The sequence below is a fragment of the Duganella guangzhouensis genome (assembly GCF_009674535.1).
Classification (GTDB): domain Bacteria; phylum Pseudomonadota; class Gammaproteobacteria; order Burkholderiales; family Burkholderiaceae_D; genus Rugamonas; species Rugamonas guangzhouensis.
Map to the genome: position 1 here is coordinate 11,560 of NZ_WKJK01000001.1, position 22,518 is coordinate 34,077.

Consider the following 22,518-nt stretch of genomic DNA (forward strand, 5'->3'; position numbering starts at 1 on the left):
TTAATAGACTTTTTTCGAATTCTTCTTTCTTTTTGTTGACCGGCTTTCTTTTTATTTCTAGAGTGATCGCAGAGCAACGCGAAAGTCTTTCGAAAGTAAAACCAAAACACGACAAACTTGGGAGAGTAAGCCATGCATCACAGCCGTTTTAAACCACGCAACAGCGCAATTCGCCAGGCAACGGCCATTCTGATCGGCCTGACCATGGCCGCAGCCGGCAATTACGCGCTGGCGCAGTCCAACGCCACCACTACTATATATGGCGAGGTGGCGTCGCCGGACGGCGCCACGGTGGTGCTGGAAAACCTGGCCACCGGCACCCAGCGTACGCTGACGCCGGATGCGTCGGGCCGCTACGTCGCCAACTCGATGCCGCCGGGCCGTTACGCGCTGCGCGTACTCCGCGGTGGCACGGTGCAGGACAGCCGTGAAATCGAAGCGGTGATCGGCAGCGGTGCCGAAGTCAATTTCGGTGCCAAAGACGATGCCCAAACCGTGGTGGTGAGCGGCGAGCGGCGCGTGATTGACGTCTCCAACACCAACAACGGCGTGGTGTTCACGGCCAAGGAGCTGAACAAACTGCCGGTGGCGAACGACATCGCCTCGGTGGTGCAGCTGACGCCTGGCGCGGTGCGCGGCACCAACAGCCAGTATGGCAACGCGCCGTCGATCGGCGGCTCGGGCCAGTCCGAGAACTCGTTCTACGTCAACGGCTTCCCGGTCACCAATCTGCTGACACAGGTCGGCGCGTCGGAGCTGCCGTTTGGCGCCATCTCCAATATGCAGGTGCTGACCGGCGGTTACGGCTCGGAGTTCGGCCGTTCCACCGGCGGTGTGGTCAACATCACCACCAAGAGCGGTGGTAACGATTTCCACTTTGGCGGCAAGGCGGCCATCATTCCGGCCAGCCTGCGCGGCACCACCGACAACACCTACTATGCCAACACCGGCGCGCATCCGGACACCGATGGCAAACTGCTGTACTGGAATCAGGACAATCAGAGCACCAGCAAGGTATTGGGTCTGTATGGCAGCGGCCCGATCATCCGCAACAAGCTGTTCGCCTTCGTTGGCCTGGAACGCACCAAGACCAGCAGCGACGCCATTGGCGCCACCAGCGATTCCACCACCAGCACTACCAATGGCTGGAGCCACAGCGACAGCACCGTCGATCGTGGCACCATCAAGATCGACTACAACCTGGCTGAAGACCATCACCTGGAGTACACCAAGCTGTATGACCGCACCAAGGTATTCAGCCAGGCGTACGGCTTCGACTACGCGACGCTGCAGCGCAATTACGTCGCCGCCACCGCTGGCCAGACCACCGTCAACTGCTGCGGTTCCTCGGCCGCGCCGGGCGCCAACATCGATATCTATAAATACACCGGCTACCTGACCGACAACCTGACTGTGACCGCGCTGTGGGGCAAATCGCGCACCAGCCATACGCGCACGCCGAGCGGCTACGATCCGTCGCTGCCGCAAATCTCCACCGGCGCCACGGTGCAGGTGCCGGGCCTGACCTATGTGGTGCCGCAAACGGTAACCGGCACCATGGTCGACCCATCTTCGGGCGACAGCCAGAAGGCCAAGCGTCTCGATCTGGAATACCGCCTGGGCGACCACGCGCTGCGCGGCGGTATCGACCGCATCGACGTCGACTCCGTGGTCGGCAACACCTACGCCGGCGGCTACCGCTGGACCTACCGCAAGACCTCCAGCCCCAACGCCGTCATGAACGGCGCCTTCGAGAGCACGGCGCAGGGCGGCGGTTATGGTGCCGATGGCTACTACGTCAGCCTGGATCACTACAGCCAGGTGGCGCATCCGACCAGTGAACAGTCGGCGCAGTACATCCAGGACCACTGGCAGGTCACGCCGCGCGTGCTGCTGGACCTGGGCCTGCGCCGCGAGCAGTTCACCAACTACACCAGCACCGGCGACGCCTTCATCTCGCAGCGGAACATGATCGCACCGCGCCTGGGCATCACCTGGGATTACAACGGCGACGGCTCGCTGAAACTGTTCGCCAACGCCGGCCGCTATCACTTGCCGGTGCCGTCCAATCTGTCCAGCAACCTGGCGTCGCCGTACACCTCCACCAGCCAGTACTACACCTATACCGGTGTCGATCCGGTGACCGGCGCGCCGACCGGCCTGCACGCGATCGGCAATCCGTATTCGGCCAATAATGCCTACGGCCAGTCACGCGATGCGCGTGAAATCACCGCCATCGGCCTGAAGCCGCTGTCGCAGGATGAAGTCTCGCTGGGCTTCGAGAAAGCGCTGAGCAAGCAGATCGTGGTCGGCGGCAGCCTGCTGTATCGGCGTCTGAACGATACTAATGACGATACCTGCGATCAGCGTCCGATCGATGCCTGGGCGGCGCGCAACAATGTCAACACCAGTAAATGGACCGGCTTCCAGTGCGCCATCATCAACCCTGGCCGCGACAACTCGCTGTGGGTCGACTTTAACGATGGCGCCGGCCTGCGCCGCGTCGACATCACTGCCGCCGAGTGGGGCGATCCGAAACCGAATCGCACCTACAAGGCGTTGACACTGTTCGTCGAACACCCTTTCAGCAAGGGTTGGTATGGCAAGGTTACTTACACGCTGTCCGCGCTGAAGGGCAATATGGAAGGCCAGACCGACACCATCGGCGGCGGCGACGTCGGCCTCACCGTCAGCGACGACCACAAGGAACTGATGTACAACGCCTATGGCTATCTGCCGGGCGACCATCGCCATCAGATCAAGGCGTATGGCTACTACCAGGTGACGCCTGAGTGGACCGTGGGCGGCAATCTGAATCTGCAATCCGGCGCACCGCGCAACTGCATCGGCGAACTGCCGGCCAATCTGCAATGGGCCAATGACTACGGCGCGGCTTACTTCTACTGCAACGGCGTGGCGACGCCGCGCGGCAGCCAGGGCCGCCTGCCATGGCAAGCGCAGATCGACGTGAATCTGGCCTATCAGCCGCGCTTCGCCAAAGGGCTGACGCTGAAGGCGGACGTGTTCAATCTGCTGGATCGCCAGACCATCACGCGCTACAACGAAACCCGTGAAGACGGCGATGGTGGCATCAACGCCAACTACCTGCAGGTGACCGGCCGCACTTCGCCACGTTCCGTACGCCTGACCGCGGAGTACGAATTTTAAGAGGAGGATGGGATGATGAAACAACGACGCATGTTCTTGTATTCAGCAGCACTGTTCCTGGCCGGCTGCGGTGGCGATGGCGCCAGCAGCAGCGCACCGGCCGCGCAATCGCTGGCGGCGACGGCGACGGACACCACCACCACGGTGGCCGCCGGCACCACGTCCACCGTGGCGCTGGCCGGCAATGCCTTCATCACCTCGGCACCGGCCGGGGCGGAGGAGATCATTGACGATAATGGCCTGGCCAATTGGAGTAATGCCAACGCCGTCACCAGCGCCTACTTCCGCATGGCGTCGGCCGGCTCGGTCACCATCGGCCTGACCGGCTATCTGGCGGGCAGCAACAACAGCACTGTGCGGGTTACCGTCAACGGCACGCCGTTCACGGTGGCGCTGGCTGGCACCACCGCCAAGACTTATGCGGTGGGCACGGTCAACGTGGCGGCGCCTGGCTATGTGAAGGTAGACCTGCAGGGCATCAGCAAGGACGGCGGCTACTTTGGCGACGTGTCGGCGCTGACGGTCACCACCACCGCCACTGTCAACTACGCCAATGACGCCGCCAATTACTACTGGTCGCGGCGCGGGCCATCGGTCCACATGGGTTACACCACGCCGTCCGATACCCAGTACTTCTACAACGAAGTGACCATCCCGACCGGACAGGATCCGGTGGGCTCCTACTTCATGGCCAATGGTTTCAGCCAGGGTTACTTCGGCATCCAGGTCAACTCCAGCACCGAACGCCGGATCCTGTTCTCGGTGTGGGATGCCGACAGCGGCGCCAAGACCACGCTGGTAAGCAAGGGCACGGACGTGGTGGACAACACCTTCGGCGGTGAAGGCACCGGCGGCCAGAGCTACCTGGTGTACAACTGGGTAGCTGGTAACACCTACCGCTTCATCACGCGGGCCACGCCCGACGGCGCCGGCGCCACCAACTTCTCGGCCTGGTTCTATGCGCCGGAGAGCAGCGCCTGGCGTTACATCGCCACCTGGAAGCGGCCCGAGACCAGCACTTATCTGACCGGGAACTACTCGTTCCTGGAGAATTTCAGCGATACCAACGGCTATACTGGCCGTCGCGTCCTGTATGGCAATCAGTGGGCGCGCAATGCGAGCGGCACCTGGTCCGAAGTGACCACGGCGCGCCTGACCGGCGACGCCACCGTGACCAATGCGCAGCGCATGGACTATGCCGGCGGACTGGATGGCGGCCGGTTCTATCTGCGTAACGGCGGCTTCTTTGCCGATTACGTACCAGTGAATCAAAACTTTACACGGCCGGCCACCGGCCAGCAACCCACGGTGGACGTTAATAGCCTGCCGCAGTAACCCCAAGGAGCAAAATGAAATCTGTTTCAGCGATTGTCGCCATGTTGGCCAGCGTCTCGGCGCTGGCGGCACCGATCGGCAATCTGACTACGCTGACACCCACTGCCGCCCAGCAGTGGGATCTGGTCACCGACACGGGCGCGCATGTGCAGGTCAGCCTGCCGCGCGCGGATGTGCTGCATATCTGGGCCGGCCCGAAGTCGGGGCTGACCGGCGCCGGTGACAAGGCGGCGGCGATTGTGGTCGCCACGCCGGCGGCGTCGGTTGAGCATAGCGTCAGCGAGCAGGCCGACCATGTGTTGATCCGCACTCCTGCACTGAGCCTGCGCATCGATCGCAAGCCGCTGCGGTTTACGCTGTATCGCGCTGGTGATACGCAGCCGCTGTGGCGCGAGGTGCAGCCGCTGGAGCTGAGCGACAAGCAAAGCGTGCAGACGCTGTCGAGCGAGAAGTCGGAACGCTTCTTCGGCGGCGGCCAGCAGAATGGCCGCTTCGAGTTCAAGGGAAAACAGCTGCCGATTTCGTATTCCGGCGGCTGGGAGGAGGGCGATCGTCCGAGTCCCGCGCCGTTTCTGATGAGTTCTCGCGGTTGGGGCGTGTTGCGCAATACCTGGTCGAATGGCGAATACGATTTGCGTCAGAGCGAGCAGATCTCGCTGGAGCATGACGAAGCGCGTTTCGATGCCTACTACTTCGTTGGCAAGGATATGCACGATGTGCTGGCGCGCTATACCGAATGGACCGGCCGCGCGCGCATGCTGCCACGCTGGGCGCTGGAATACGGCGACGCCGATTGCTACAACGATGGCGACAACGTGAAGAAGCCGGGCACGGTGCCGAAAGGCTGGACCGACGGCCCGACAGGCAAGACGCCGGATGTGGTGGATTCGGTGGCGCGTCAGTATCGCGAGCACGATATGCCGGGCGGCTGGATTTTGCCGAACGATGGTTATGGCTGCGGCTATTCCGGTTTGCCGGAGACGGTGCAAGGCTTGGCCAAATATGGCTTCCGCACCGGCTTGTGGACCGAGAATGGCGTCGAGAAAATGGCGTGGGAAGTCGGCAGTGCCGGCACTCGCGTGCAAAAGCTGGATGTGGCATGGACCGGCAAGGGCTATCAGTTCTCGCTGGATGCCAATAAGTCGGCTTACGATGGGATTTTGAATAACTCCGACGCCCGCCCGTTCATCTGGACCGTGATGGGCTGGGCCGGCACGCAGCGTTACGCGGTGGCCTGGACCGGCGATCAAAGCGCCAGCTGGGACTATATCCGCTGGCATGTGCCGACGCTGATCGGTTCCGGCTTGTCCGGCCAGGCGTATGCCGCCGGCGATGTGGATGCGATTTTTGGCGGCAGCCCCGAGACCTTCACGCGTGATTTGCAGTGGAAGGCGTTTACGCCGGTGTTGATGGGGATGTCGGGATGGTCGGCGGCGGAGCGCAAGCATCCGTGGTGGTTTGCCGAGCCCTATGTCAGCATCAACCGCCGCTATCTGAAGTTGAAGATGCGCCTGACGCCGTATATGTACACGCTGATGCGCGAGGCGGAGCAAAGCGGCGCGCCGCTGGTGCGTGGGCTGATGTGGGATTATCCGAACGATCCCGCTGCCAACAGCGAGGCGTACAAATATCAGTATCTGCTCGGGCGCGATCTGCTGGTGGCGCCGGTGTATCGCAGCCAGGCTGTGAGCCAGGGTTGGCGCCGTGCGATTCATTTGCCGGAGGGGCGCTGGTTCGATTATTGGGATGGCCGTCAGGCCACGGCCGGCAAGGAGGGGCGTGATATCGATCTGGCGGTGACGCTGGACAAGCTGCCGGTGTTCGTGCGCGCTGGTGCGATTCTGCCGATGTATCCGGAAATGCTGTACGACGGACAGAAGCCCAAGGACACGCTGACGCTGGATTTGTATCCGCAAGGCGCGTCCGAGTACACGCTGTACGAGGATGACGGTAACACGCGTCGCTATCAGGACGGCGCGTTCAGCCAGCAGACCATTCGCATGAACGCCAGCGCCGATGGCGTACAGGTCGAGGTGGCGCCGGTGACCGGCAGCTACGACGGCCAACTGACCCGCCGCGCCTATGCGCTGCGTGTGCTCACGCGTCAGCGCCCAGCATCGGTCAGCGTCGCGCAAGGTGCAGCCGGCGCGGTGCTGCCGGCGTTGGCCGACCGCGCGGCTTTCGACGCCGCCAGCGAGGGCTGGTACTTCGACGCCGCCGAGCGTCAGGGCACGCTGCATGTGAAGAGCGCCAGCCAGGACATCCGCCAGCCGCTGCGCTTCATTCTGCAGGCCGCGCCGGCGGCAGCACTGGCCGACGACGCTTTCCCTGCGGCGCCAGTGCTGGGCCGCGCCATTCCGGCGGACGGCATGGTGGTGATCAACCGTCCGGGCGAAGAAAGCGGCTCGCCGCTGGAAAACGCGTTCGATAACGATCCCGCCACCTGGTTCCGCACGCCGCGCACGCCGGCGGTGCAGGGCGGTCCGCACGAATGGGTTATCGGCTTTACCGAACGTCGTCTGATCGACGGCATTGAAATCGCCCCGCGCAACGACCAGCACTGGAAACACGGCCAGGTGCGCGATTACGAAATCTACATGGGCGATAACAACGGTGACTGGGGCACGCCGATCAAGCGCGGACAACTGAAACTGCAGGAGGGACTGCAAAGCATCAGCTTCGCGCCCACCGCCGGCCGTCTGCTGCGCTTCCGCGTCCTCAGCACGCAGAACCCGGAAGGCGATGGCGCGGCCAGCACCGATCCAATGGTCACCGCCGCCAACGCTCCGTCCGCGCGCGCCTTCAACGCCGCAGTCGCCAGCGATGTCGGTCCGATCACGCTGTCCACCTTCCACGTGATGGCGCATGAGAGCAAGGAAGGCGCGGAGCTGCAGCAATTCCTGTCCGACCTGGCGCTGCCGAAAGGCGTCAACCGCGATAAGCCGCTGCACGGCAGCGAGATGCGCATGAATGGCCTGAAGTTCCGCAAAGGACTGGGCGTAGGCCCGAGCAGCCGCGTCGACCTGCAACTGGCCGGCGAATGGAGCCTGCTGCGCGCCGATCTGGGCGTGGACGACAGCTGCCGCAGCGCGGGCGGACTGCAATTCCAGGTGTGGAGCGGCGAGCGTCTGCTGTACGACAGTGGCCTGATTAACGCGCCGGCGGTGGTTAAGCCGGAAATCGATGTGCGCGGACTGACCAGCATCAGCCTGCGAACGTTGGGTGCGCGTGGCAGCAAACCGGCGCAGGTTTGCGGTAACTGGGCCAATGCGGCCCTGATCGGAACGGAGGGCGCTAGCGTCACTCCAGTCAATAACAAATAAAAGAGGCTAAACGAATGAGCAATCAATTTAATCGACGCGACTTCATGATGGCCGGCGCGGCGCTGGCCGGCGGCTTGATGCTGCCTTCCGCGTTCGGCGCCACGCGTCAGAAGGTCCGCATCGGCATGATCGGCACCGGCATGCGCGGCCAGGTGCTGTTGCAGGAACTGCTGCGTCGCGATGACGTGGAAGTAGTGGCGCTGTGCGACATCGAACCGATCATGCTGGGTCGTGCGCTGGCCAACGTCGCCAAGCATAACAAGCCGAAGCCGATCACCTACGGCGAGGACCGCGACCCGCAAGCCTACAAGCGCATGCTGGACAAGGGCGGCCTGGATGGCGTGATCATCGCCACGCCATGGGAATGGCACGCGCCGATGGCCATCGCCGCCATGCAGGCCAAGATCCCGGTCGGCTGCGAGGTGGTGGCCGGCATCACGCTGCAGGATCACTGGGATGTGCTGAACACCCAGCTGAAAACCAAGACGCCGTATATGCTGCTGGAGAATGTGTGCTTCCGTCGCGATGTGATGGCGGTGTTGCAGATGGTGCGCGCCGGCGTGTTCGGTGAGCTGGTGCATCTGCAGGGCGGCTATCAGCATGATCTGCGCGCGGTGAAGTTCAATAGCGGTAATCCGGATAAGCCGTATGGCGATGGCGTGGAGTTCGGCACCAAGGGCTGGTCGGAGGCGCGCTGGCGCACCGAGCATTCGGTGCAGCGCAATGGTGAGCTGTATCCAAGCCATGGCATTGGGCCGTGCGCGATGTACACCAACATCAATCGCGGCAACCGCTTCACGCGGATTAATTCATTTGCCACTAAGGCGCGTGGTCTGCATGATTACGTCGTCAAGGAAGGTGGTCCGAATCATCCGAACGCGAAAACCGTGTTCAAGCTGGGCGACGTGGTGACCACCACGCTGGCCTGCGAGAACGGCGAGACCATCATCCTGCAGCACGACACTTCGCTGCCGCGCCCTTATTCGCTGGGCTTCCGTGTGCAGGGCACCGATGGGTTGTGGATGGATGTGAATCACTCGATCCACATCGAAGGCAAGAGCAAGCCGCACCAGTGGGATGACTTCCAGCCGTGGCAGGATAAGTATGACCATCCGCTGTGGCGCAAGTATGCCAAGGATGCGGAGGGCGCCGGTCATGGCGGTATGGACTTCTTCGTCATTCACGCGTTTGTGGAGGCGCTGAAGGCCAGCGCGCCGATGCCGATCGATATTTACGACGCGGTGACCTGGAGCGCCATCACGCCGCTGTCCGAGCAGTCGATCGCACAGAACTTCCAGACGCTGGATTTCCCGGACTTCACCGCCGGCCAGTGGAAGAGCCGCAAGCCGATCTTCGCCTTCGACGACCGCTACTGACCGTCGTCCCGGCGAAGGCCGGGACCCATAGAACGCCAACTCAGCATGGGTCCCGGCTTTCGCCGGGACGACGTGGCGTAGGCGGTGTACAATCTGGGCGCTGAATTCCGCTCACTACACTGCTCATGACATCACGCCGTCTCGCCCTTGCCACTTTAGCCACCCTGTCCGCAGCCGCCATCGTCGGCTGCAAAACCACGCCGGTCATCGAGACTCCGGCGGTGCTGCCGCCTCCCGAACCTCTGCCGCCCAAGAAGATCAAGATCGGCCTCGCGCTGGGCGGTGGCGCCGCGCGCGGCTTCGCGCACATCGGCGTGATCAAGGCACTGGAGGCGCAGGGTATTTATCCGGACATCGTGGTCGGCACCAGCGCCGGCAGCGTGGTGGGCGCGCTGTACGCGGCCGGTAACACCGGCTTCCAGTTGCAGAAGATGGCGATGGAGATGGACGAAGCGTCGATCTCCGATTGGGCGCTGCCGCTGTTCCGTAAATCGACCGGTGTGCTGAAAGGCGAAGCGCTGCAGGCCTACGTCAACAAGGCGGTCAACAACCAGCCGATGGAAAAGCTGAAGATCCCGTTCGGCGCCGTGGCCACCGATCTGAAAGACGGCAAGCCGATTCTTTTCCAGCGCGGGAATACCGGCATGGCCGTGCGGGCGTCGTCGGCGGTGCCGGGGGTGTTCCAGCCGGTGGTCATCAGCGGTCATACTTATGTTGATGGTGGCCTGGTGGCGCCGGTGCCGGTGCGCTTTGCGCGCGACATGGGTGCGGACTTTGTCATCGCGGTCAACATCTCCACTCAGGCCGACGTGCAGGCCACGGTCAGTTCGCTGGACGTCATCATGCAGACCTTCTCCATCATGGGCCAGCGCATCAACGACTACGAACTGCGCGAGGCCGACATCGTCATCACGCCGCCGCTGGGCAAGATGGCCAGCAATGACTTCAATGGCCGTAATCAGGCGGTACTGGCCGGCGAGCAGGCCGCCGCGCAGGTGATGGCGCAGATCAAACAGAAATTGGAAGCCAAGCGTAAACCTCAGTAAACCATAAGGAAGCATCATGCAAACCAAGCCATACCTCACTCTCGCCGACGTCAAGAAAATCGCTGCTGCCGCTGAAGCGGAAGCGGTGGCGAATAACTGGGCCGTGGTGATCGCCATCGTCGACGACGGCGGCCATCTGCTGTGGTTGCAGCGACTGGATGGCGCCAACCCGCTGTCGTCGCACATCGCGCCGGCCAAGGCACGCGTATCGGCGCTGGGCCGCCGCGAGTCCAAACTGTATGAAGACATGATCAACAACGGCCGCGTATCGTTCCTGAGCGCGCCCGCGCCGATGGCGGACGGCATGCTGGAAGGCGGCGTGCCCGTCATCGTCGACGGCCACACCATCGGCGCCGTCGGCGTCTCGGGCGTGAAATCAGCCGAAGATGCACAAATTGCAAAAGCCGGCATCGCCGCGCTGAACTAAGCCGTCGCCCACCAGGGCGCAGCCCAAGAATGCCGCCTGGCTCAACACCAGGCGGTTTTTTTATTGGAACCTTGCCACGCTGCGAATGGTCTAATCAAGTTGGCACAGGGGGGGGGGGCGGAGATGGCGGCAAAGCGGCGTAAACGCAAAATAAGGGCGATTTTGGCCCGTCCATATGTGCGCCGTTTGCTGCCGGATGAGCAGGGCGGCTACACCGCTTATATACACGAGTTCTCGGGCTGCGTTGCCGAGGGCGAGACTGCGGATGAGGCGCTGAGTAATCTCGATAAGGCTGCGGCGGCGTGGCTGGCCGCCTCATTGGGGTTGGGGCAGCCAATTGCCGAGCCCATGCAGCCGTTCGATTCCAGCGGCCGCATCGCGTTGCGGATACCGCGCAGCCTACACAGCGACATCAGCGAGTTGGCGCAAATGCAAGGCTGTAGTGTTAACCAACTGCTGACAGTGGCGATTTCCGAGTATGTGGGCAAGCTCGGCTTACCTCAGCTGGAGGCGTATCCGGCGCGCAAATAAAGTCCGTCGCTGCCTTGTCAGATAGGGTGTAATTGGTTATAATTCAAAGGTTTAGCCAAATCACATCTCTACCGTAGCGACTACCACTCATCCATCATCAATCTGACCAACTCCCCCGTGGCGCGCAAGCTCCTGGGTCGCTTGAGGGTCGTCTGACGTGGCGCAGCTACGGTAACTTTATCAGGAGTTGCCCTTGCCGCCATTTTTTTCTGGCCCCGCCGTTCCAGCCATACTGGTCCTCGCTGACGGAACCATTTTCAAAGGTGTTTCGATCGGCGCCGCCGGCCATACCACCGGTGAAGTGGTCTTTAACACGTCCATGACCGGCTATCAGGAGATCCTGACCGATCCTTCCTACAGCCGCCAGATCGTCACCCTGACGTATCCTCACATCGGCAACTACGGCATCAACGCCGAAGACGTCGAAGCCTCCAAGGTGCATGCCGCCGGTCTAATCATCCGTGACCTGCCGCTGATCGCCTCGAACTTCCGTTCCACCCAGTCGCTGTCGGACTATCTGAAGGCCGAGAACATCGTCGCCATCGCCGGCATCGATACCCGCAAGCTGACCCGCATCCTGCGCGAGAAGGGTGCCCAGTCCGGCGCCATCGTCACCGGCACTCAAGGTAACGAACCGTCGGTCACTCAGGCGCTGGACCTGGCCCGTTCCTTCCCTGGCCTGGCCGGCATGGACCTGGCCAAGGTGGTCACCGTGGCCGCCGCCTACGAATACACCGAAACCGAATGGACGCTCGGCGAAGGCTACGGCAAGCTGGAAAACCCGAAATTCCACGTGGTCGCCTACGACTTCGGCGTCAAGCGCAACATCCTGCGCATGCTGACCGCGCGCGGCTGCAAAGTCACCGTGGTGCCGGCCCAGACCACCGCTGAAGAAGTGCTGGCGCTGAACCCGGACGGCGTGTTCCTGTCCAACGGTCCTGGCGATCCTGAGCCATGCGATTACGCGATCGCCGCCGCCAAGGTATTCATGGCCAAGAAGATTCCGCTGTTCGGTATCTGCCTGGGTCACCAGATCATGGGCCTGGCCTCCGGCGCCAAGACCCTGAAGATGAAATTCGGCCACCACGGCGCCAACCACCCGGTACAAGACCTGGACAGCAAGAAGGTGATGATCACCTCGCAAAACCACGGTTTCGCAGTCGACCAGGCCACGCTGCCGGCCAACTGCCGCGTAACCCACGTATCGCTGTTCGACGGTTCGCTGCAGGGCTTCGCCCGCACCGACACGCCGGCGTTCTGCTTCCAGGGCCACCCTGAAGCATCGCCTGGCCCGACTGACGTCGCTTACCTGTTTGACCGCTTCATCGGCCTGATGGAAGCTTCGGAGAAAAAATAAATGCCAAAACGTTCTGATATTAAAAGCATTCTGATTATTGGCGCTGGCCCGATCATCATCGGCCAGGCCTGTGAGTTCGACTATTCCGGCGCCCAGGCCTGCAAAGCGCTGCGCGAAGAAGGTTACAAAGTCATTCTGGTCAACAGCAACCCTGCGACCATCATGACCGACCCGGAAATGGCCGACGTCACCTACATCGAGCCGATTACCTGGCAAGTGGTTGAGAAGATCATCGCCAAGGAAAAGCCGGACGCGATCCTGCCGACCATGGGCGGCCAGACCGCGCTGAACTGCGCGCTGGACCTGCACCGTCACGGCATTCTGGACAAGTACAAGGTTGAACTGATCGGCGCCACCCCGGAAGCCATCGACAAGGCCGAAGACCGCTCCAAGTTCAAGGATGCGATGACCAAAATCGGCCTGGGCTCCGCCAAATCCGGCGTGGCGCACTCGATGGAAGAATCGTGGGCGGTGCAGAAGACCGTCGGCTTCCCAACCATCATCCGTCCATCGTTCACCATGGGCGGCAGCGGCGGCGGCATCGCTTACAACGAAGAAGAATTCGAAGCGATCTGCAAACGCGGTCTGGAAGCCTCGCCAACCAACGAGCTGCTGATCGAAGAATCGCTGCTGGGCTGGAAAGAGTACGAGATGGAAGTGGTGCGCGACAAGGCGGACAACTGCATCATCATCTGCTCGATCGAAAATCTGGACCCGATGGGCGTGCACACCGGTGACTCGATCACCGTGGCGCCAGCACAAACGCTGACCGACAAGGAATACCAGATCATGCGTAACGCCTCGCTGGCGGTGCTGCGTGAAATCGGTGTCGACACCGGCGGTTCCAACGTGCAGTTCTCGGTCAACCCGAAAGACGGTCGCATGATCGTCATCGAGATGAACCCGCGCGTTTCGCGTTCGTCGGCACTGGCGTCGAAAGCCACCGGCTTCCCGATCGCCAAAGTGGCGGCCAAGCTGGCGGTGGGCTTCACGCTGGACGAACTGCGCAACGAAATCACCGGCGGCCAGACCCCGGCTTCGTTCGAACCGTCGATCGACTACGTCGTGACCAAGATCCCGCGCTTCACCTTCGAGAAGTTCCCAACCGCCGACCACCACCTGACCACCCAGATGAAATCTGTCGGTGAAGTGATGGCGATCGGCCGCACCTTCCAGGAATCGTTCCAGAAAGCGCTGCGCGGCCTGGAAGTGGGCGTGGATGGCCTGAACGAGAAAACCAAGGACCGCGAGAAGATCGAAGAGGAACTGGGCGAGCCAGGTCCTGAGCGTATCTGGTACGTGGGTGACGCCTTCGCCCAAGGCTTCACGCTGGAAGAAGTGCACCAGCTGACCAAGATCGACCCATGGTTCCTGATCCAGATTAAAGAGATCGTCGACCTGGAACTGTGGATGGACACCCAGAAGCTGGATCAGTTGGACAAGAACGTGCTGTACAAGCTGAAACAGAAGGGCTTCTCGGACCGTCGTCTGGCCTTCCTGCTGCAAACCACGCCGGCCGAAGTGCGCGCCAAGCGTCATGAGCTGAACATCCGTCCGGTGTACAAGCGCGTCGATACCTGCGCCGCCGAATTCGCGACCAACACCGCGTACATGTACTCGACCTACGACGAGGAATGCGAGTCCAACCCGACCGACAAGAAAAAGATCATGGTACTGGGCGGTGGCCCTAACCGTATCGGCCAGGGTATCGAATTCGACTACTGCTGCGTGCATGCCGCGCTGGCGATGCGCGAAGACGGCTACGAGACCATCATGGTCAACTGCAATCCAGAGACCGTGTCGACCGACTACGATACCTCGGATCGTCTGTACTTCGAATCGCTGACGCTGGAAGACGTGCTGGAAATCGTCGAACTGGAAAAACCGGTTGGCGTGATCGTGCAGTACGGCGGCCAGACCCCGTTGAAACTGGCGCTGGACCTGGAAGCCAATGGCGTGCCTATCGTCGGCACCTCGCCGGACATGATCGACGCCGCCGAAGACCGCGAGCGTTTCCAGAAGCTGCTGCAAGACCTGGGTCTGCGTCAGCCGCCTAACCGCACCGCGCGCACCGAAGCGGACGCGCTGGCGCTGGCACAGGAAATCGGCTACCCGCTGGTGGTGCGTCCTTCCTACGTGCTGGGTGGCCGCGCGATGGAAATCGTCCACGAGCAGCGCGACCTGGAGCGCTACATGCGCGAAGCCGTGAAAGTATCGAACGATTCGCCGGTGCTGCTGGACCGCTTCCTGAACGACGCCATCGAGTGCGACGTCGACTGCATCTCGGACGGCGACACCACCTTCATCGGCGGCGTGATGGAGCACATCGAACAAGCTGGCGTCCACTCGGGTGACTCGGCCTGCTCGCTGCCACCGTACTCGCTGTCGCAGGAAACCATCGATGAACTGAAACGTCAGACCTCGCTGATGGCCAAGGGCTTGAACGTGGTCGGTCTGATGAACGTGCAGTTCGCGATTCAGAAACAGGACGGCAAGGACGTGGTCTACGTGCTGGAAGTGAACCCGCGCGCCTCGCGTACCGTGCCTTACGTGTCGAAAGCGACCGGCCTGCAGTTGGCCAAGATCGCCGCGCGTTGCATGGTCGGCCAGAAGCTGGCGGAGCAGGGCGTTACCAAGGAAGTGGTGCCGCCTTACTTCAGCGTCAAGGAAGCCGTGTTCCCGTTCGTGAAATTCCCCGGCGTCGACACCATCCTCGGCCCTGAGATGAAATCGACCGGTGAGGTGATGGGCGTCGGTAAAACCTTCGGTGAAGCCTTCGTCAAATCGCAGCTGGGCGCCGGCGTCAAGCTGCCGAAGTCGGGCAAGGTGTTCCTGTCGGTGAAATCGTCGGACAAGCCACGCGCCGTCAAAGTGGCGCGCGACCTGGTCGACATGGGCTTCACGCTGGCAGCCACCAAAGGCACCGCAGCGGTGATCGCGGCGGCCGGGATTCCGGTCGCCGCCGTCAACAAAGTGGTGGAAGGCCGTCCGCACATCGTCGACATGATCAAGAACCATGAAATCGTCCTGGTCATCAACACGGTGGAAGAGAAGCGCAACGCCATTATCGACTCGCGTGCCATCCGCACCTCGTCGCTGGCCTCGCGCGTGACCACCTACACCACCATCGCCGGCGCTGAAGCGGCGGTGGAAGGCATCCGTCATCTCGACGAATTGCAAGTGTACGATTTACAAGGGCTGCATAAAACCTTACACTAAGCCTTGAAGGTTTAGGTAGTACCCGGACCACAGAGCTCGCGCAGGCAAGACGGCGCGGCCTCTGTGGTTTTCCATTGTAAAAACAGAGTAAATAAATAACATGACTTCAGTTCCACTTACCAAGTACGGCGCAGAACTCCTGAAAGAAGAGTTGCACCAGTTGAAGACCAAAGAACGCCGTATCGTGATCGACGCGATTGCCGAAGCACGCTCGCATGGCGACTTGTCGGAAAACGCTGAGTACGATGCCGCCAAGGAGCGCCAGGCATTTGTGGAAGGCCGGATTGCGGAACTGGAAGGCAAGCTGAGCGCCGCGCAGATCATCGATCCGACCACGCTGGACGCCGAAGGCCGCGTGGTGTTCGCCGCCACCGTCGATCTGGAAGACCTGGAAACCGGCGACAACGTCAGCTACCAGATCGTTGGCACCGACGAAGCCGACATCAAGCTGAACAAAGTATCGGTGACCTCGCCGATCGCCCGCGCGCTGATCGGCAAATCGGCCGGCGACGTGGTGGAAGTGCAGGCCCCAGCCGGCCCGCGCGAATATGAAATCCTGGAAGTCCGTTACGTCTGATGCTACTTGCCCGCACCCGTTTGCTGGTTGCCACCCTGTGGGCTGGCAGTCTCTGGGCGGTAGGCTATCTGGCCGCACCGACCCTGTTCGCCACGCTGAGTGATCGCGTGTTGGCCGGCACCATCGCCGGTAATTTATTCACCAACCAGGCCTGGCTGTCGATCGTCTGCGCACTGGTGATGCTGGTGCTGTTGGGGGCCACCCAGACCAGCAATGGCGGCATTTTTGCCGGTCCGGCGGCCAATATGGCGGCCAAGTCGCGCAAGACCTTGCTGATTATCGTGCTGGTGATGTTGGCGTGTACGTTGGTGTCGCACTTCGGCCTGCAGCCGATGATGGCGTCGCTGCGCGCGGCGGCGGGGCCGGGTGGGGTGATGGAAGAGGCGGCGAAAAACCGCTTTGGCGTCCTGCACGGCATTTCCAGCGTGATTTATCTGATCCAAAGCCTGCTGGCCGCCTGGCTGGTGGTGAAGCAGTAATGTGATCCCGGCGCAGGCCGGGATCCATGCTGAGTTTGCAGGCTGGGCCAGCGTTCCATGGATTCCGGCTTGCGCCGGAATGACGACGTTGGTTTTAACCCAGCACCGTCTTCTTGGTCGATTTCTGACGTGCCTTGGCGCGCTTGATGTTGCCGCCCTGGGTCACGCGTTCATTCCCCTTCAGCAGCACTTTGGTCACCGACGGACGCTTGGTGCCGGTCGAGCTGGCTTTGACGATGGTGACTTCGCGCATGCCCTTGCCGGACGAGTTGCGGGTTTTCTCTGCTTCCACCTTCGGACGGTACAGCACCAGCAGTTTGCCGATGTGTTGCACTGGCGCCGCCTTCAACTGGTCGCAGATAGTTTCATACATGGCAATGCGGGCTTCGCGGTCGTCACCGAACACGCGGACCTTGATCAGGCCATGGGAATCCAGTCCCAGCGCGATTTCCTTGAGGACGTTGGCGGTCAGACCCGCCTCGCCGATCAGGACGATAGGTTTCAGGCCATGGGCTTCGGCGCGCAGCGCGCTGCGCTCAACGGGAGTCAGTTTGATCATAAAATTATTTTTTGTAGGTTCCTTAAAGGCAGTATTCTACGCGAATGGCTAAGAACAAAATAAACAAAAACTGGATTCACGACCACATTAACGATCCGTACGTGAAATTGGCCCAGAAAGAGGGCTATCGCGCCCGTGCGGCTTTCAAGCTGAAAGAGATTGATGAGGACGAGAAGCTGATCAAGCCTGGTCAGGTCATCGTCGACCTCGGCTGTACACCGGGTAGCTGGGCGCAATACACGCGCCGCAAGCTGGCCGGCAAGGAAGGCGGCGGCGTGCACGGCACGCTGATCGGGCTGGACATTTTGCCGATGGAGCCGGTGGCCGATTTCCACTTCATCCAGGGCGATTTCCGCGAAGCCGAAGTGCTGCAGCAGCTGGAAGCGGTGGTGCAGGGGCAGAAAGTTGACCTGGTGTTATCGGATATGGCGCCCAATCTGTCCGGCATCCACGATTCCGACGCGGCGCGCATGGAGCATCTGATCGATCTGGCCATTGAATTCTCGCAGGCGCATTTGAAACCGGAGGGTGCGCTGCTGGTCAAATGTTTCAAAGACATGGGCTTCAATGACATCGTGCATAAATTCCGTGCCGAATTCAAAACCGTGATCCAGAAAAAGCCCAAAGCCAGTCGCGACAAGTCGTCCGAAATCTTCCTGCTGGGCCGTGGCCTGAAAAATCCGTCCACCGGCGGCATGGCTTCGGCACAGCCGCTGGATTCCGAAGGCTGGCACCCTTGATATTCCTTGAATAACCCCTACATACAACCGGGAAAAGCAGTTTTATCTTGATTGCATGGCTTTTTTGCTCAAATAATGTGCTTTTCGGCCGGTTTTGACCCGGCGCACGGCAGGTTTCTGGCAACGCCTGCTTATTGCGAGTAAAATCGAATTTCAGCCAGGTTTATAGATGCGCCTCGCATCCAAGGAGTTTTCGTGAATAACATGTTTTCCAAATCAGCCATCTGGGTAGTCGTGGTACTGCTGCTGCTCATGCTGTACAAGCAGTTTGACAGCCATGGCGTAACGGGAGGGGCTAAGCCTGTCGCTTATTCCGACTTGCTGGATGACGTGAAAGCCAAGCGCATCAAGGATGTCGTGATTGAAGGTGGCAACATCACCGCCACCCGCAGCGACGACACCAAAGTCCGCACCACCGCCACGCTGCTGGACCGCGGCCTGATCGGCGATCTGCGCGACAACGGCATCCATTTCGACATCAAACCGCCTGAGGAACCATCGTTCCTGTCGCAGGTGTTCGTGTCCTGGTTCCCAATGCTGCTGCTGATCGGCGTCTGGATCTTCTTCATGCGCCAGATGCAGGGCGGCGGCAAGGGCGGCGCGTTCTCCTTCGGCAAGTCGAAGGCGCGCATGATGGATGAAACCAATAACACCGTCACCCTGTCCGACGTGGCCGGTTGCGACGAAGCCAAGGAAGAAGTCGGCGAGATCGTCGACTTCCTGAAAGACCCGAGCAAATTCCAGAAACTGGGCGGCCGCATTCCACGCGGCGTGCTGATGGTCGGTCCTCCGGGCACCGGTAAAACCCTGCTGGCACGCGCCATCGCCGGCGAAGCCAAAGTGCCGTTCTTCTCGATTTCCGGTTCGGACTTCGTTGAAATGTTTGTCGGTGTGGGTGCATCCCGCGTCCGCGACATGTTCGAGAACGCCAAAAAGCATTCGCCTTGCATCATCTTCATCGACGAGATCGACGCGGTTGGCCGTCATCGTGGCGCCGGCATGGGCGGCGGTAACGACGAGCGCGAACAGACGCTGAACCAGTTGCTGGTGGAAATGGACGGCTTTGAAGCGCAGTCCGGCGTGATCGTGATTGCCGCCACCAACCGTGCGGACGTGCTGGACAAGGCGCTGCTGCGTCCGGGCCGTTTCGACCGTCAAGTCAACGTCGGCCTGCCGGATATCCGCGGCCGCGAACAGATCTTGAACGTGCACATGCGCAAAGTGCCGATCGGCACCGACGTCAAGGCCGACATCCTGGCCCGTGGTACGCCAGGCTTCTCGGGCGCCGACCTGGCCAATCTGGTCAACGAAGCCGCGCTGTTTGCCGCCCGCCGCTCCAAGCGTCTGGTCGATATGGCGGACTTCGAGGATGCCAAGGACAAGATCTACATGGGTCCTGAGCGCAAGTCGATGGTGATCCGCGAGGACGAGCGTCGCAACACCGCTTACCACGAGTCCGGCCATGCTGTGGTCGCCAAGCTGCTGCCGAAGGCGGATCCGGTCCACAAAGTGACCATCATGCCGCGCGGCTGGGCGCTGGGTCTGACCTGGCAACTGCCTGAGCACGACAATATCTCGGGCTACAAGGACAAGATGCTGGAAGAGATTTCGATCCTGTTCGGCGGCCGTATCGCTGAGGAAATCTTCGTCGGCCAGATGTCGACCGGCGCCTCGAACGACTTCTCGCGCGCCACCAAGTTGGCCCGTTCGATGGTCACCAAGTTCGGCATGTCGGACGCGCTGGGCGTGATGGTGTACGAAGACAGCCAGAACGACGGCTTCCTGGGTGGCAGCAACAAGACCATTTCGGAAGCGACCCAGCAAAAGGTCGACGCTGAAATCCGCCGCATCCTGGATCAGCAATATGCGCTGGCACGCAAGCTGCTGGAAGACAACCGCGAAAAAGTGGAAGTCATGACCAAGGCGCTGCTGGAATGGGAAACCATCGATGCCGACCAGATCAACGACATCATGGCTGGCCTGGACCCACGTCCGCCGAAAGCCGGCGTGTCGATCCGCAAGCAGCCACCGAGCGATGGCGGCAGCGGCGTATCGCCTAGCTTGACCGCACCGGCGTAATCCGCACGGTACGCGTATCAACACCAAGGGGTGAGGAGAGATCCTCGCCCTTTTTCATTCCTGTTTCACAATGCACTCTACTTTACAGTTTGGCCGATTTAACTACCCGTGGCGGGGCGAGGGTGTGCGCGCCCGCGTGATGGGCATTCTCAACGTCACGCCCGATTCCTTTTCCGATGGCGGCAGCTACCAGTCGCTGGAGTTCGCGCTGTCGCATGCCGAAGAAATGATCGAGGCCGGTGTCGACATCATCGACGTCGGCGGCGAATCCACCCGACCCGGCTCGCCGCCGGTGTCGCTGGAAGACGAACTGCAGCGCGTGATGCCGGTGCTGTACGCGGTGCGCGACCTCGGTCCGGCGATCTCGATCGACACCTACAAGCCGCAGGTGATGCGCGAAGCCATCATCGCCGGCGTTGACATGATTAACGACATCAACGGCTTCCGCGCTCCGGGCGCGATCGAGGCCGTGCGGGACGGCGATTGCGCGCTGTGCATCATGCACATGCAAAGCGACCCGCAGCACATGCAGCTGGCGCCGTCGTACAGCGACGTGGTGGACGAGGTGATTGGCTTCCTGCGCGAGCGCATTAACGCGCTGCTGGCGGCCGGTATTGATCCACGTCGCCTTTGCATCGATCCCGGCTTTGGCTTTGGCAAGACCGTGGAGCATAATTACGCCTTGTTGAAGGCCACCGGCCGCCTGATCGACGAGCTCGGCCTGCCGCTGTTGGCGGGCTTGTCGCGCAAGTCCATGGTGGGCGCGGTGACCGGCAAGCCGGTTGAACAGCGCATGGCCGGCAGCGTCGGCGGCGCGCTGGCGGCGGTGGCGCGCGGCGCCCTGATCGTGCGCGTGCACGACGTGGCGGAGACGGTCGACGCGCTGAAAGTATGGCAAGCAGCACAATAACAACGACTTAAAGAGCAAATACAATGGCACGTAAATATTTTGGCACCGACGGCATCCGCGGCTTGGTAGGCGTATCCCCGATCACCCCTGACTTCGTCATGCGCCTGGGCTATGCCGCAGGTAAAGTCCTAGCCAGCAAGCGCACCGGCAGCGGCCGTCCGACCGTCCTGATCGGCAAAGACACCCGCATCTCCGGCTACATGCTGGAAGCCGCGCTCGAAGCCGGCTTCTCCGCCGCCGGCGTCGACGTCATGCTGGCCGGCCCGATGCCGACCCCGGCCATTGCCTACCTGACCCGCGCGCTGCGCCTGTCGGCCGGCGTGGTGATCTCGGCCTCGCACAACCCGTTCCAGGACAATGGCATCAAATTCTTCTCGGCGCAGGGCACCAAGCTGCCGGACGCGGTTGAACTCGATATCGAAGCCGCGCTGGAGCAGCCGATGGAGTGCGTGCCATCGGAAAAACTGGGCCGCGCCAAGCGTCTGGATGATGCCCAGGGCCGCTACATCGAATTCTGCAAGAGCACCTTCCCGAACGAGCTGGACCTGCGTGGCCTGAAAATCGTGGTCGACTGCGCCCATGGCGCCGCCTACAACATCGCGCCGCACGTGTTCCATGAACTGGGTGCGGAAGTGGTCGCCATTGGCAACAAGCCGGACGGCTTCAACATCAACCTGGACCACGGCGCCACCGCGCCCAAGGCCATGGCCGCCGCCGTACTGGTGCATGGCGCCGATCTCGGCATCGCGCTGGACGGCGACGCCGACCGCCTCATCATGTGCGACGCCAATGGCCGCCTGTACAACGGCGACGAGCTGCTGTACCTGATGGTGATGGACCGCCTGGCCACCGGCCCGGTGGCTGGCGCGGTCGGCACGCTGATGACCAATATGGCGGTGGAAGTCGCACTGAAAGAGAAGGGCATCGGCTTCGCCCGTGCCAAGGTGGGCGACCGTTACGTGCTGGAAGTGATGCAGGAAAAAGGCTGGATCTTGGGTGGCGAAGGCTCGGGCCACTTGCTGGCGCTGGACAAGCACACCACCGGCGACGGCATCATTTCGGCTCTGCAAGTGCTGTCGGCACTGAAGCGCGCCGGCCGTTCGCTGGAGCAGTGCTGCGCCGAGCTGAAAATCTTCCCCCAGACGCTGATCAACGTTCGCGTTGCGCCAGGTTTCGACTGGACCAAGAACGCCGCCATGGTGGCTGAAAAGGAAAAGGTCGAAGCCGAGCTGGGCGACAGCGGCCGCGTGTTGATCCGCGCCTCCGGCACCGAGCCGCTGATTCGCGTCATGGTCGAAGCGCGCAATGCCGACGACGCCCAATCGATGGCGCGCCGCATCGCCGACAAGGTGGAAAGCCAGTTGGCTGCATAAAATTTCAGCACTGAAATTT

Annotated in this window: 16 protein-coding genes; 15 read left to right on the forward strand and 1 reads right to left on the reverse strand. The window is 61.6% G+C overall.

The window, feature by feature from the left end:
* Positions 1-132 precede the first annotated feature (132 nt).
* From GJ699_RS00045 to GJ699_RS00095, 11 genes are all read left to right on the forward strand, one after another.
* A complete protein-coding gene (locus GJ699_RS00045; RefSeq protein WP_154371904.1) occupies positions 133-3,168 on the forward strand; it encodes a TonB-dependent receptor in 3,036 nt (1,011 codons plus the stop codon).
* A 12-nt stretch (positions 3,169-3,180) separates the two neighbouring features.
* The gene (locus tag GJ699_RS00050) at positions 3,181-4,503 is read left to right on the forward strand and encodes a DUF3472 domain-containing protein (RefSeq protein ID WP_229261868.1); all 1,323 of its coding nucleotides are present in this window, start codon (positions 3,181-3,183) and stop codon (positions 4,501-4,503) included.
* A 14-nt stretch (positions 4,504-4,517) separates the two neighbouring features.
* The gene (locus GJ699_RS00055; RefSeq protein ID WP_154371906.1) at positions 4,518-7,826 is read left to right on the forward strand and encodes a TIM-barrel domain-containing protein; all 3,309 of its coding nucleotides are present in this window, start codon (positions 4,518-4,520) and stop codon (positions 7,824-7,826) included.
* 14 nt (positions 7,827-7,840) lie between these two features.
* On the forward strand, positions 7,841-9,202 hold the full coding sequence (locus GJ699_RS00060; protein WP_154371908.1) for a Gfo/Idh/MocA family protein: 1,362 nt from the start codon (positions 7,841-7,843) through the stop codon (positions 9,200-9,202).
* A 125-nt stretch (positions 9,203-9,327) separates the two neighbouring features.
* Positions 9,328-10,248, forward strand: a complete 921-nt coding sequence (locus tag GJ699_RS00065; RefSeq protein ID WP_154371910.1) for a patatin-like phospholipase family protein — start codon at positions 9,328-9,330, stop codon at positions 10,246-10,248.
* Between the two features lie 16 nt (positions 10,249-10,264).
* Complete coding sequence (locus GJ699_RS00070; protein ID WP_154371912.1) at positions 10,265-10,675, forward strand: GlcG/HbpS family heme-binding protein; 411 nt, start codon at positions 10,265-10,267, stop codon at positions 10,673-10,675.
* A gap of 123 nt (positions 10,676-10,798) precedes the next feature.
* Positions 10,799-11,206, forward strand: a complete 408-nt coding sequence (locus GJ699_RS00075) for a toxin-antitoxin system HicB family antitoxin (protein ID WP_154371914.1) — start codon at positions 10,799-10,801, stop codon at positions 11,204-11,206.
* Between the two features lie 193 nt (positions 11,207-11,399).
* Entirely contained in the window at positions 11,400-12,563 is a 1,164-nt protein-coding gene (gene carA, locus GJ699_RS00080) for a glutamine-hydrolyzing carbamoyl-phosphate synthase small subunit (RefSeq protein ID WP_154371916.1), read from the forward strand.
* Positions 12,564-15,782: a carbamoyl-phosphate synthase large subunit gene (carB, locus tag GJ699_RS00085; protein ID WP_154371918.1), complete on the forward strand. Its 3,219-nt coding sequence runs from the start codon at positions 12,564-12,566 to the stop codon at positions 15,780-15,782.
* A 100-nt stretch (positions 15,783-15,882) separates the two neighbouring features.
* Entirely contained in the window at positions 15,883-16,359 is a 477-nt protein-coding gene (gene greA / locus GJ699_RS00090; RefSeq protein ID WP_154371920.1) for a transcription elongation factor GreA, read from the forward strand.
* On the forward strand, positions 16,359-16,838 hold the full coding sequence (locus GJ699_RS00095; RefSeq protein WP_154371922.1) for a DUF4149 domain-containing protein: 480 nt from the start codon (positions 16,359-16,361) through the stop codon (positions 16,836-16,838). The genes greA and GJ699_RS00095 overlap by 1 nt, the downstream gene beginning before the upstream one ends.
* Before the next feature lie 94 nt (positions 16,839-16,932).
* Here the strand turns inward: GJ699_RS00095 and GJ699_RS00100 are convergent, their stop codons facing one another.
* Entirely contained in the window at positions 16,933-17,397 is a 465-nt protein-coding gene (locus GJ699_RS00100) for a YhbY family RNA-binding protein (protein ID WP_154371924.1), read from the reverse strand.
* A 44-nt stretch (positions 17,398-17,441) separates the two neighbouring features.
* Here GJ699_RS00100 and GJ699_RS00105 point away from each other — a divergent pair, with 44 nt between their 5' ends.
* From GJ699_RS00105 to glmM, 4 genes are all read left to right on the forward strand, one after another.
* On the forward strand, positions 17,442-18,137 hold the full coding sequence (locus tag GJ699_RS00105; RefSeq protein WP_154371926.1) for an RlmE family RNA methyltransferase: 696 nt from the start codon (positions 17,442-17,444) through the stop codon (positions 18,135-18,137).
* A 195-nt stretch (positions 18,138-18,332) separates the two neighbouring features.
* Positions 18,333-20,216, forward strand: a complete 1,884-nt coding sequence (ftsH, locus tag GJ699_RS00110) for an ATP-dependent zinc metalloprotease FtsH (protein WP_371867399.1) — start codon at positions 18,333-18,335, stop codon at positions 20,214-20,216.
* Positions 20,217-20,286: 70 nt separating this feature from the next.
* A complete protein-coding gene (gene folP / locus GJ699_RS00115) occupies positions 20,287-21,126 on the forward strand; it encodes a dihydropteroate synthase (RefSeq protein WP_154371928.1) in 840 nt (279 codons plus the stop codon).
* 23 nt (positions 21,127-21,149) lie between these two features.
* Positions 21,150-22,499, forward strand: a complete 1,350-nt coding sequence (gene glmM, locus GJ699_RS00120) for a phosphoglucosamine mutase (RefSeq protein WP_154371930.1) — start codon at positions 21,150-21,152, stop codon at positions 22,497-22,499.
* The last annotated feature ends 19 nt before the right edge of the window (positions 22,500-22,518 follow it).